The organism is Paenibacillus sp. J31P190 (assembly GCF_059692075.1).
This window is the reverse complement of the sequence record NZ_JCAUAS010000008.1, coordinates 42,004-53,766: the sequence shown is the minus strand read 5'-3', so window position 1 is coordinate 53,766 and position 11,763 is coordinate 42,004. Positions and strand designations below refer to the sequence as shown.

Genomic DNA, 11,763 nt, shown 5'->3' with positions numbered 1-11,763 from the left:
GGAGGGAACATAAAGATGAATGGTAATGTGAGGCAAATTATTATCGATCAATTGCTTTCATGGCCAGAAGTAACTCAGCAGCCACACCGTTTCGGAGGGATTGAATTTCTGTTTATCGGAAAAGAAATTGGTCATCTACATGGAGATCATCTAGTCGACTTGCTCATGCCAAAATCGTTTCGCGATCAGCTTATAGTTTCAGGGTGTGCGCAACCCCATCATATGTATCCTGATTCCGGTTGGGTCTCTGTTTATTTAACGTCAAATGGGGATGTTACTAACGCCATTGAACTTCTACGATTCAAGTATGATTATCTAGTGGCAAAACGAAATGAGTGATGATAAGAAGACTCCATATTATTTTTAGTTTGGTATTCGATGGAGAACCCTCAGGCACTTTGCCTGAGGGTTTTCCTGTATGCATGAATATCGGGAGGGTTTACTGTTCACAAAAATGTCGGATTGGCAATCAAGTACATAGAGTAAAATTTCATAATATTGGCATTCTAATAGGGCCATTCATTCTGACCCCTACAGTAGGTGATCATATAGATAAGTACAAAAAGCAAGAGAAATGGCTAATATGGCTCTGTATCATTGTCGCTTCTCTCATGCTTCTTTCCTGGCTCCGGCAGATGATCGCGTATTCGTAATAACTGCATTCCCAAGCAATTTTCAAGCTGAAAAGGAGTACATCACCTATGACTTATGATTCCGTGCTTTACAGCCGAATGCTCACTGAGCTCACATTCGCCTTCCATATTATCTTCGCTACCGTAGGTGTCGGTATTCCGATCATGATCGCATTCGCCGAGTGGTCTGGCATTAAGCGAAATGATCCTTACTACCTGCTTCTTGCGCGGCGCTGGGCCCGCGGCTTTGTTATAACCGTAGCTGTTGGTGTTGTCACTGGAACCGCGATAGGTCTCCAGCTCAGCCTGCTGTGGCCGAGCTTTATGCGCGTTGCCGGCCAAGCAATTGCCTTGCCTTTGTTTATGGAGACCTTTGCCTTTTTCTTTGAAGCTATATTCTTAGGCATCTATCTATACACTTGGGATCGATTCCGCAAGCCCATCACTCATTTCTTGCTAAGTATTCCGGTTATGCTCGGATCTTCAGCGTCTGCTTTTTTTATTACAACCGTTAACGCGTTTATGAATACCCCGCAGGGCTTTAAGCTGAACAACGGTTCCATTACAGACATTGAGCCGCTTATAGCTATGTTCAATCCCGCTACGCCAACGAAGGTAGCACATGTGCTTTCTTCTGCATATATGACTAGCGCCTTCGTCCTTGCGGCGATAGCAGGAGCTGCTTTGCTTAAGAAGCGCAATTCGCTCTATCATCGTAAAGCGCTCAAGCTAACGATGGTCGCTGCTCTTATTTTTTCGATTACAACCGCATTGATCGGAGATCTTTCCGGGAAATTTTTGGCCAAATACCAACCCGAGAAACTGGCTGCCGCTGAATGGCATTTCGAGACAGCTAGACAGGTGCCGCTTGTTATAGGAGGGATTTTAACAGAAGATCATCAGATTAAATACGGGTTGAAAATCCCATTCGCCCTTAGCATTCTAGCTCACGATAACCCGAATTCCGAGGTTCAGGGCTTAAATGAAACGCCTGTAGCTGAGCGTCCCCCACTTATTGTTCATTATTACTTTGATTCGATGGTCACGATAGGCATCTTCCTTACGGTACTTTCTATGGGATCTGTTTGGATGGTTTACAAATTAAAAAGTGTCCAATATCCAAGTTGGCTGTTGAGGTTGGTCGTCCTTTCAGGTCCACTTGCCATTTTGGGAATAGAATTGGGTTGGATATATGCAGAGGTAGGCAGACAGCCTTGGATACTTCGAGGTTTTATGAAGACCGCTCATGGAGCGACTACTTCTACACATGTGGATTTGATGCTTCTTTTGTTCTGCATTCTATATGTAGCTATTGGGTTCACTTTGATCAAAGTACTTAGGAAAATGTTCATGAACAGCGATGTACAAGAAGAACTCAAGAGCAGAGGTATTGAGGGGGGACCTACACAATGAAATACGAGTTAATCGGCATTACAGTACTATGGATATTTCTGTATGGGTATCTGATCGTTGCTTCCATTGATTTCGGGGCAGGCTTCTTTAGTTATTACTCCTACGCTACAGGAAAAAAACATCTGGTTGAAAACATCATCAAACGTTATCTATCCCCCGTATGGGAAGTAACGAATGTTTTCCTCGTTTTCTTCTTTGTCGGCATAGTCGGCTTCTTTCCGGATAGCTCGTATTACTTTGGAACAGCTCTTTTGGTGCCTGGCAGCATCGCGATTGTTCTGCTTGCGATACGCGGCTCTTACTATGCTTTTAGTATTTATGGACAAATGCAAAAACAAAGCCACTTGTATACATTTTTGTACGGAGCAACCGGCCTCCTCATTCCCGCTTCCTTATCAACCGTCCTAACGATATCGGAGGGAGGCTATATGACAGAGGAGAATGGCAAGGTTATTTTACACTTTAGCAAGCTCTTTACAAGCTCCTATTCCTGGTCGGTTGTGTTGCTTGCACTTGTTAGCGTTCTGTACATTTCTGCGATGTTTCTTTCCTATTATGCTAACAAAGCGCAGGATTATGAAGCACTTGAAATCGTCCGAAGCTACGCACTAGGCTGGAGTCCGCCAACAATCGTGTGCAGTATATTTGTTTTTTTCGCTATTCGTTGGCACAATCCGGAGCATTTTAAGGCTATGCTTGATCTGTCTTGGATGTTCGTTGCTTCGTTACTATGCTTCATAGCAGCAGTCTATCTGATTTTTAAACGAAAAAACTTTGGTTGGGCATTTATTCTTGTCATGCTGCAATTCGCTTTTGCCTTCTTCGGATATGGAGCTTCACACTTGCCGTATATCCTTTACCCATTTATCACCATTTATCAAAATTTCACGAACGATGCTATGGCAATCTCCCTAATTGTCGTTTTCCTTGCTGGTTTATGTCTGCTTATTCCATCACTTGTACTACTGATGCGGCTGTTCCTGTTCGACGCTGAATATGTGCGAGGGAATCCCTCCAAGAAAGGGTGATGATTATGGATTTCTTTTTGCTTATGATTGCGCCTTTATTGCTTGTAGCTTTTTCAATCGGGATTTTGTTCATGATGTTCTCAAGAGGGCAGGATAAGTTTCCTGAATAACCGAAATTTATGCCCTGCCCTGGACACAAGCTAATTGATCTTCTTAAATAGCAAAAAGAGGATCTCAGTTGCATATCCTCTGGTCCATTCTCTATGAAGGTAATATCATTTTAACTCTTGAAAGTTAACAATATATTCATCTAATTTTTGACTAAGATCTACTACTTTCTCATGCGTGAAACTTCCGCGTAAATACGCCTCTTCTACCATTTCACTGCGTAAAGCTTCGATTTTTTCTAATAATAGTAGTTCCATATCAATTATTCACACCAATTCTGTTCAATGATGGTTTGTATACCTATTATAAAACAGGACGCAGAAAAAGGTAATGATGGGGTCGTTAAACTTTATGACAAATTTGTGAAATATTATTTCAGTGTCGAATAAAGATTTTGATTTTTTACGCCAACATATCGGATAGAACGACAAAGTTGTACTTAATACAACAATAGACAAGCTTTATTTCGCTTTATCCGCGCGAAAGTTGTAAAAACTCAACAATTCCAGCCTAAAGTAGCTCTACACTTATAAAAAGACCAAATTGTTGTCAATCAGACAATCAAAAAAATAAGCCGTCAGCTCTATGCCGACGGCCTTGTGATACGAGATTATTGAATGGATTGCAGATGCTCGGAGAGACGATCCCAAGTTTCCGTAATACCTTGCTCCATGCCCATTTCCATGACGGTTTTGAGCGCTTCAGGTGAAGCGAATTTTGAGCGGCTGACAAGCTTCGTCTTGCCTTCATGCTCTACAAAAGTCATCGTTATGCGAGATGACGGCATCCCCTCCGTTTCATTCCCTTCGGCATCCGAGAAGTAATCAACGTAAACAATTTTCTCAGCCTCAACGATTTCATCATAGACTGCTTTGCCCCAAGATTCGTATCCATAAAAATCTCCTTGGTTCTGATCGATACACTTCATGCAGTAATGCCAGATACCGCCCGGACGAAAATCAACGTTACAAACTGTAAGCGTCCAGCCGCGAGGTCCCCACCAATGCTTTAGATGCTCAGCCTCGGAGAATGCTTTGAATACAAGCTCGCGTGGCGCGTTAAAAACACGCTCCAAAATTAGTTCCTGACCCTCTACCTTGGTAATCATTTGGTTTGACATTGAAATTCCTCCTACAATTTAGTTTTGTTTGTTTTCTTTGTTTCGCAGCTTCTGAAGGTAATTCTCCAGTACGTCAAGTCGTTCATCCCAGACACTGCGGTAGGTTTTAAGCCAGGTGTCCAGTTCTTGAAATGGTTCCAAACGAAGTTTGTAGTTCCGGCGATTGGCGACAGCCTGCACCTCCACAAGTCCGGCCTCGAGAAGAACACGAAGATGCTTCGAGGCTTGAGGCTGGCGAAGCCCAAGGCCATCGGCGATGTCCCCTACAGTTAAGGGACCCTCTAACAGGAGCTCAACAATGCGTAAACGGTTGGGTTCGGCCAGTGCGTTAAATGTTGTGTTATCCATGATGATGATTTCCAGTTCCAGTTCTAGTCAAGTCCGGCCACCTCGTTTCGTTAGCAAGTTTCCTTATTTCCAATAACAATATACCTCATGGAGAATATTCCTGTCAAGGAATATTCTCGAATTGATTTGTAAGTGAACTCGAGCAAGATTTGTTTATTGGCGAGTGTGCTCAATCCAAAATACATTTATGTCTTGCTGAGGAACGACGATGCTGTGGCTGAAAATAATCGTTTGATTTGGCGTAAAATCAACCATTAAACAGAGAAAAAAAGAAGTGCGTCTAAGTGAACGCACTTCTTTCTATTTCCGATAATTTCAGGAAAGCTATTGAATTAGGTTAACCATATTTTACGAATGAAAGTCTTGTCCGGAACGAACTTCTTTGACATAACCGGCACGAATGACAAAATCGCCAAAATGCTCATTTTCTTGTCGTTCCTTCGCGTATTGATTAACAATCGGTCGCAATGACTCGAGAATCTCCACTTCGCCGATGTTTTCCTTATACAGCTTGTTCAGTCGGTTTCCGGAATGTCCACCGCCCAAATACATGTTGTATTTGCCTGGTGCCTTACCAATGAACGCGATTTCCGCTAACATTGGACGGGCACATCCATTCGGACAACCGGTCATGCGAATGACAATCTCTTTATCACTCAAACCGGCTTCTTCCAACATCGGCTCGATTTTATCCATTAAGTCAGGAAGGTAACGCTCAGCCTCAGCCATCGCCATACCGCAAGTTGGCAGAGACACGCAGGCCATAGAGCTTCTGCGCAATGCTGAGTACTGAAGCCCGTCCGTAAGACCGTACTCTTTGATCAGCTCTTCGATCTTTTTCTTCTTCTGAGTGCTCACATTACCGATCACCAGATTCTGGTTCGCCGTAAGTCTGAAGTCCCCGGTATGCACTTTGGCAATTTCACGAAGTCCGGTCATCAGCAGGTAGTTATCTTCGTCTTTAACACGACCGTTTTGAATAAACAGGTTGAAATGCCATTTCCCGTTAGTTCCCTTAACCCAGCCATAGCGATCTCCATTATGATCAAAATGGTATGGACGCGCCGCTTCGAGCTTCCAGCCTAAACGAGCGGTTAGTTCACCAACGAACCAATCAATGCCGCGGTCATCAATCGTATATTTAAAACGTGCATGTTTCCGCACAGAACGATCGCCATAGTCCCGTTGAATCGTAACTGTCTTCTCTGCCAAATCAACCATTTGATCCGGCGTGATGAATCCGATCACTTGGGCTACTTGCGGGTAAGTTAACGGATCGCCATGGCTCATCCCCATGCCGCCACCGACAGATACATTGAAGCCTTTCAGACGTCCATCTTCAACAATAGCAATGAAACCCAGATCTTGCGAGAAGACATCCACATCATTGGAAGGCGGTACTGCAATACCGATTTTGAACTTACGCGGCAAATACACCTTTCCATAGATCGGCTCTTGCTCTACGCCATCCTGGCTATCCACTACCTTTTCGCCGTCAAGCCAGATCTCGTGATAGGCTTTGGTCTGTGGATCAAGATGGTTGCTAACGCGGCAGGCCCATTCGTATACTTCGGCATGAACATCCGACTGGTAAGGATTCGGATTACACATGACGTTTCGGTTAACGTCACCGCACGCAGCTAGCGTGCTTAACAACGAATCATTGACTTCACGGATCGTTTTCTTCAAATTCCACTTCAACACGCCGTGAAGTTGAAAAGATTGACGAGTCGTCAAACGGATCGTTCCGTTAGCATACTTTTGTGCGACCTGGTCCATCATCAACCATTGCTCTGGTGTAACGACTCCCCCAGCGGCGCGAACACGCAGCATGAACTGATAGGCTGGCTCCAGCTTCTGCTTTTGCCGCTCGTTGCGCAGATCCCTGTCATCCTGCATATAGCTTCCGTGAAACTTCATCAGACGGTTATCATCCTCGGGGATGGACCCCGTAATTGCGTCTATCAGCGTCTCTTCGAGACTCCCCCGCAAGTAATTGGTTCTCATTTTAATGTGTTCTACTTCGCTGTGCGGCGCACTGTTCTTTGAAAGTAAATTGTTTTCTGACATATTGGCCTTTCTCCTCTCGCGATCTTTGGGATCTGAACTTAGTAAACATCCCTCTGATAACGTTTTTGCTGTTGCATACGGGTCAAATACTCCGCTGCTTCCTCCGAGCTGAAACCGCCCTCTTGTTCTATAATTGTTGCTAGGGTTGCATGAACGTCGTGTGCCATTTTCTTTTCGTCACCACATACGTACACGATAGCCCCTTCTTGAAGCCATTTATAAAGCTCCGCGCTCTTCTCAAGCATCCGATGCTGCACATATACTTTCTGGTCGGTATCGCGGGAGAACGCAACATCCATGCGCGTCAACACGCCATCCTTAAGCCACTTCTGCCATTCAATCTGATAAAGGAAATCTGTGGAGAAGTGCTGATCACCGTAGAAGAGCCATGATTTGCCTTCGGCCCCTGTCTCTTCTCTTTCTCCGAGAAAGGCTCTGAACGGAGCGACGCCCGTGCCAGGTCCGATCATAATGATAGGAGTTTCCGGATTCTCGGGAAGCTTGAAATTCGGGTTGTTTTGAATGTAAACCGGCAGCGTTTCGCCAGACTTGATTCGCTCAGCGAGCTGCACAGAGCACACGCCATAACGTTCTCTACCTTGAGTCTCGTAACGCACCGTACGGACGGTAACGTGAACCTCATCCGGGAAAGCTTTGGAACTGCTCGCGATTGAGTACAGTCGAGCAGGCATCTTCCGAAGGATCGCTACGAATTCGCCTGCAGGTACGCCTTTAAGGGAGTAATCCTGCACCAAATCTAATAAATCCCGCCCACTGATATATGATTTAAAATCTTGCTCGCGTCCTGCAGCCAACAGCTCTTGCAGCCCATTGTTTGAAGTAAGCTTTGCCACTTGCTCCAACAACGGTTTTGTCAGTACAGTAATTTCATAATTATGAAGCAGCGCTTCGCGCAATGAACGCTTCTCGCCGTTCTTATTGATAGTAACGAGTTCCTCAGCTTTCCAACCCATGGCTTCGATCAATTCATCTACAAGGCGCGGGTGGTTCTCCGGATAGATACCTAAGCAATCACCCGGTTCATACTGAAGATTGGATCCCTCCAAGGAGATCTCAATGTGGCGGGTTTCGCGATCCGATCCACGGCCATTCAGATTCAAATTCTCAAGAACCTCGGCTTGGAATGGATTTGTTCTCGAATATTCCGATTCAGTACCGCTTTCAACTGCTGCTCCAACGCCACTCACAACAGTCGAGCCCATTGAAGCTTCACTTAAAGAGCCTATAACGGAACTCATCCATTCTGCAGCTGGCTCATCGAAATCCACGTCACAGTCGACACGCGGCGCAAGGCGTTTGCCGCCAAGCTCTTCCAGACGTTTGTCGAAATCCTTGCCTGTTTGGCAGAAAAGTTCGTAAGATGTATCTCCAAGTGAAAGCACGGAGAACCGCAGATCCTCCAATTTAGGAGCTCTCTTGCTATGAAGGAATTCATGGAAGGATATAGCGTTATCCGGTGGATCTCCTTCTCCGTGAGTACTCGCTAGAACAAGCAAGTTTTGAATCTTTTTCAAATTGTTAGGTTTGAAGTCAGCCATCGAGGAGAGTGTTACCTGAAAACCTTGCTCTTCTAGCTTTTTGGACATTTTCTTCGCTAATCCTTGAGCTTTACCCGTCTGTGATCCGAAGAGTACGGTCACCTCTTTAGAGATTACCGGCGCATTCGCCGCCAAAGTCGCTAAGGGAGCTACAGGAGCTGCACCAGACGCCGTCACGACAGCCGATCCCTGAAGTGCTGCAAGATACCCGTTCAGCCAGATTCGTTGTGATTCCGTTAGTGTAGGAAGTAATCGATTCAGTAATTCTACTTGTTCCTGATTAAAAGGACTGTTTGTTACTTGAAGTACCAAGAATATCCACCTCTCATAGCCTGCAATGATATTATTTCCTATTATACATTTTTCGCATTATTTTCACTCTCTTGAAACTATCATGTATGTCGAAATAGGTCAATTAGAATGATCTTATATGATCTATCAGTAATACTGATAAAGGGGTAAAACCCCTTTTATTGGACCGTTACCTTCTTATTTATGTATACCACCTTAACAAAAGAAAAAGGAGCTGCCTCTGGCAAGCTCCTCCATTAACGGTCTTCAAAAAATCTACAACATTTGAATATTATGCCATCGACATTAAAATATCATAGAGCTCGATGAGGTGCGGATACATGCCTCCATGACGGATTTCACTCACTTCCCCGAGCAACAGCTCAAAAGAAAGAGAATCCTTTGTAATCCCGATGTGTTCCCAAAGGTGTTCGATGGGGCGGCCCTCCGACAACAAATAAGCTGCACGTTCCAATAAAAGAAGAAGGATCGTATGAAATAAGTGAAACTGGTTCGGCCAACGCAACCTGAAACTTTTGTAATCGTCCAAATATAGATTGGATTGACAGAGGTTTTTACGTTTCGGGATCATATCCAATACAAACAAGCGAACCTCCATAACCGGATGTTTTTGCTGAAACAAGTAGAAATTTTTCATCGACTGCTCCATATTTTGAGCGGAGACTGCGTGCTCTTGGTGGTACGCAACGACTTCTTCATCATGAATAAAAGCCGCTCCCTGTTTAGAAAGTCGGAAGCCCAGCTCCCAATCCTCCCAACCGTATCCGTAAAATTGCTCGTCGAACATGCCCGCTCTCTCTATTAATGATTTAGAAACGGAGACATTACTGGTGATGAAATTGACCCAAGCATAATGAAAGCCATGGAATTTTCCGCCGTACGTTTCTAAAATTTCTTGAAAGTAATCGTACCTGTAAGCATAACGATCCAAAAACTCAGGATTACACATATGCTCAACCGGCAGTAGTTGTATCGCATAACGATAAGCAGCCTCATTCAACATGTTTACAACGCTAGGGTTATTTCCGTATAACCCATACATGTGCGCTAGCTGTTGGCTGCTCATTTCAGGGGTATACACCGTATACACCCTTTTTTTCCTCATACTTCCGGAAACCACCTTTGGCTCCCCTCTCACATGATGTTTCATATGATTTGCCAACAGATTTGGAGGACATAACATTTCCGTATCCAGAAAAAGCAGTACTTTTCCTGCTGCTGCGCGAATGCCAATATTCCTCACTTTCCCTCTTCCCTTAGACGCCAAGAAACGGATATATTTTATGGGAAAACCAGGGTGGAACATCGCTTGAATGTGATCCCAGGTTCCGTCCGTTGACCCATCATCGATAAAGATGACCTCCATTTGAGAAGCATGGTAAGTTTGTGTATTAAGCGTATTTAGAGCAAATAAGTTCAGGGGATACCGGTTATGGGATGGCATAATAACGCTGATTTGGGTATCCAATTTGTTCCCTTCATAAACCCGAATACGCTTTGATGGATTCTCATAAAAGAATAAACCAGGCTCATCACCGGTCAATTCCTTCTGCATGCCTTCCGCGATTTGCCTCTCCGATCTTATCCCGCGCCATATTCGGATGTCCTTTAAGCATCCTTCGAAATACCCATACGGATAGCCGCCGACTATTCGTGATGCATACACTTGTTCCCGCTCGCTAGGAATGCCTTGTTTCATATAACGTCCGTTGATATACAATTTCGGTGTTTTATTGTCATATACGACAGCGACATGCTGCCACTCCGAAAAATCCCATGGACAAACCAGCCTTGCAGGCAAGTAATTCACAGCATGCTCGTAGACAGCAATACCGTTGAGACCGATCGAGATCCCCATGCCTGCATCCTGACCACTGAAACCTTCCGGTCCAAAAGCATATTTTTTCCCGTGGATCCCGGTTCCACCTATATGGCTCTCGAAATCCATCTGGTGTTCAACCTCGGCCTTTACCCAGAACTCATAAGTAAAGGTGTTCGATAAAGACCTGATATCGTTACAAATGATCATGTATTCATTTCCGGTGAAACGGAGTTCATTTCCGTTATTCAATGCTTTCCTCTCCTTGTATCTCTGATTTTTCTCCGAGTATATAGTGGATTTCATTATTAGAACGGTGAAGGTCGGTTAACCGAACTCTCCGTCCGAGAATGCTGAGGGTTATTTTCGAATCTATATGCCTGATAGAACTCTCTTGCATCAAAATACTATTCTCGATTTGACAGTCATTTACCTCACAATCATCCTGAACCGAAACGTAGGGCCCGATAACGGCATTGATCAGTCTACAACGGCCGCCAATAATGACTGGACCGATGAACGTACAATTACGGATAAGCGTATCCGGTCCAATAACGACTTTGCCATTCAGCTCAGCATCAAGAAGAGCGCGATTGGTCTCAAGACATCGTTCAACCGTGCCGACATCCGCGAAGAGCCGGTCCGTGATGCGATAGGCAATCGGCAGCCCTTCTGTAAGCATGCACTGCAGGGCATCGGTCAGCTCATACTCTCCTCTGGCGGAAGGCAATAAATCGCGAGCAACTTCAAAAATAACGGGATCCAGCGCATAAGTACCTATAACGGCTAATCGACTTACCGGATGAAGCGGTTTCTCCTCCAAGCGCAAAATACGTTCCCCATGGACTTCGGCAACTCCGAAATCCTGAGGATTGCGGACTTCAGCTAGCAATAAAGCCCCCTGGTTGCCTTCAAAAGCCTTTATCAAGGATTCTAAAGATTCCCCTATGATGTTATCTCCCAACATAAGGACAAACCGCTCGTTATCTATGAAAGACTTTGCTTGACATAGGGCATGGAAAATGCCTTTGGGTTCATTCTGGAGGATGAAGGTTACTTTCGGATGTTGGATATGTTTGGTTACGTAATCCACGATCGTTTCTTGAGATGGACTAATTACGATAGCAATTTCTTCTATACCGATTTCGACCATTTTTCGGATGCACCGTTCCAGAATTGTGGAATTCGCTATCGGTATCAAAGTCTTCGGTTGTGTCAACGAAAACGGCTGGATCCTGGTGCCCTTGCCGGCGCATAATAGGATGCCTTTCATTCGAATGTGCTCCTCCCTACATACAGATCAATGATGATACAACATATGTGATCTGTAGGGCTGCGGTATAGACAAGTACCC

Annotated in this window: 11 protein-coding genes; 4 read left to right on the top strand and 7 right to left on the bottom strand. The window is 44.7% G+C overall.

Going from position 1 to position 11,763, the window contains the following annotated elements; genetic code table 11:
* The first annotated feature begins 15 nt into the window (after positions 1-15).
* From AC58U0_RS16170 to cydS, 4 genes are all read left to right on the top strand, one after another.
* Positions 16-339, top strand: a complete 324-nt coding sequence (locus AC58U0_RS16170) for a luciferase domain-containing protein (protein ID WP_497379996.1) — start codon at positions 16-18, stop codon at positions 337-339.
* 362 nt (positions 340-701) lie between these two features.
* Complete coding sequence (locus AC58U0_RS16165) at positions 702-2,045, top strand: cytochrome ubiquinol oxidase subunit I (RefSeq protein WP_497379995.1); 1,344 nt, start codon at positions 702-704, stop codon at positions 2,043-2,045.
* The gene (locus AC58U0_RS16160; protein ID WP_497379994.1) at positions 2,042-3,073 is read left to right on the top strand and encodes a cytochrome d ubiquinol oxidase subunit II; all 1,032 of its coding nucleotides are present in this window, start codon (positions 2,042-2,044) and stop codon (positions 3,071-3,073) included. The genes AC58U0_RS16165 and AC58U0_RS16160 overlap by 4 nt, the downstream gene beginning before the upstream one ends.
* A gap of 5 nt (positions 3,074-3,078) precedes the next feature.
* The gene (gene cydS / locus AC58U0_RS16155) at positions 3,079-3,183 is read left to right on the top strand and encodes a cytochrome bd oxidase small subunit CydS family protein (RefSeq protein WP_437180065.1); all 105 of its coding nucleotides are present in this window, start codon (positions 3,079-3,081) and stop codon (positions 3,181-3,183) included.
* Between the two features lie 105 nt (positions 3,184-3,288).
* Here cydS and AC58U0_RS16150 read toward each other — a convergent pair whose 3' ends face one another.
* The 7 genes from AC58U0_RS16150 to AC58U0_RS16120 all read right to left on the bottom strand — a co-directional run bounded on the left by AC58U0_RS16150 (position 3,289) and on the right by AC58U0_RS16120 (position 11,682).
* A complete protein-coding gene (locus AC58U0_RS16150) occupies positions 3,289-3,438 on the bottom strand; it encodes an aspartyl-phosphate phosphatase Spo0E family protein (RefSeq protein ID WP_497379992.1) in 150 nt (49 codons plus the stop codon).
* A 353-nt stretch (positions 3,439-3,791) separates the two neighbouring features.
* Positions 3,792-4,301, bottom strand: coding sequence for an SRPBCC domain-containing protein (locus AC58U0_RS16145; protein WP_497379990.1), 510 nt, complete (start codon positions 4,299-4,301; stop codon positions 3,792-3,794).
* An 18-nt stretch (positions 4,302-4,319) separates the two neighbouring features.
* Positions 4,320-4,649, bottom strand: a complete 330-nt coding sequence (locus AC58U0_RS16140) for an ArsR/SmtB family transcription factor (RefSeq protein ID WP_497379988.1) — start codon at positions 4,647-4,649, stop codon at positions 4,320-4,322.
* Positions 4,650-4,997: 348 nt separating this feature from the next.
* The gene (gene cysI, locus AC58U0_RS16135; protein ID WP_497379987.1) at positions 4,998-6,719 is read right to left on the bottom strand and encodes an assimilatory sulfite reductase (NADPH) hemoprotein subunit; all 1,722 of its coding nucleotides are present in this window, start codon (positions 6,717-6,719) and stop codon (positions 4,998-5,000) included.
* A 38-nt stretch (positions 6,720-6,757) separates the two neighbouring features.
* The gene (locus AC58U0_RS16130) at positions 6,758-8,590 is read right to left on the bottom strand and encodes an assimilatory sulfite reductase (NADPH) flavoprotein subunit (RefSeq protein ID WP_497379985.1); all 1,833 of its coding nucleotides are present in this window, start codon (positions 8,588-8,590) and stop codon (positions 6,758-6,760) included.
* Between the two features lie 271 nt (positions 8,591-8,861).
* Positions 8,862-10,661 (bottom strand): glycosyltransferase, encoded by a 1,800-nt coding sequence (locus tag AC58U0_RS16125; RefSeq protein ID WP_497379984.1) that lies wholly within the window; start codon positions 10,659-10,661, stop codon positions 8,862-8,864.
* Entirely contained in the window at positions 10,654-11,682 is a 1,029-nt protein-coding gene (locus tag AC58U0_RS16120) for a sugar phosphate nucleotidyltransferase (protein ID WP_497379983.1), read from the bottom strand. The genes AC58U0_RS16125 and AC58U0_RS16120 overlap by 8 nt, the downstream gene beginning before the upstream one ends.
* Positions 11,683-11,763 lie beyond the last annotated feature (81 nt).

Excerpts from the sequence above, each read along its gene's own strand:
- cysI (WP_497379987.1), bottom strand. The coding sequence starts at position 6,719 with ATGTCAGAAAACAATTTACTTTCAAAGAACAGTGCGCCGCACAGCGAA.
- AC58U0_RS16145 (WP_497379990.1), bottom strand. The coding sequence starts at position 4,301 with ATGTCAAACCAAATGATTACCAAGGTAGAGGGTCAGGAACTAATTTTG.
- AC58U0_RS16160 (WP_497379994.1), top strand. The coding sequence starts at position 2,042 with ATGAAATACGAGTTAATCGGCATTACAGTACTATGGATATTTCTGTAT.
- AC58U0_RS16165 (WP_497379995.1), top strand. The coding sequence starts at position 702 with ATGACTTATGATTCCGTGCTTTACAGCCGAATGCTCACTGAGCTCACA.
- AC58U0_RS16150 (WP_497379992.1), bottom strand. The coding sequence starts at position 3,438 with ATGGAACTACTATTATTAGAAAAAATCGAAGCTTTACGCAGTGAAATG.
- AC58U0_RS16120 (WP_497379983.1), bottom strand. The coding sequence starts at position 11,682 with ATGAAAGGCATCCTATTATGCGCCGGCAAGGGCACCAGGATCCAGCCG.
- cydS (WP_437180065.1), top strand. The coding sequence starts at position 3,079 with ATGGATTTCTTTTTGCTTATGATTGCGCCTTTATTGCTTGTAGCTTTT.
- AC58U0_RS16170 (WP_497379996.1), top strand. The coding sequence starts at position 16 with ATGAATGGTAATGTGAGGCAAATTATTATCGATCAATTGCTTTCATGG.
- AC58U0_RS16140 (WP_497379988.1), bottom strand. The coding sequence starts at position 4,649 with ATGGATAACACAACATTTAACGCACTGGCCGAACCCAACCGTTTACGC.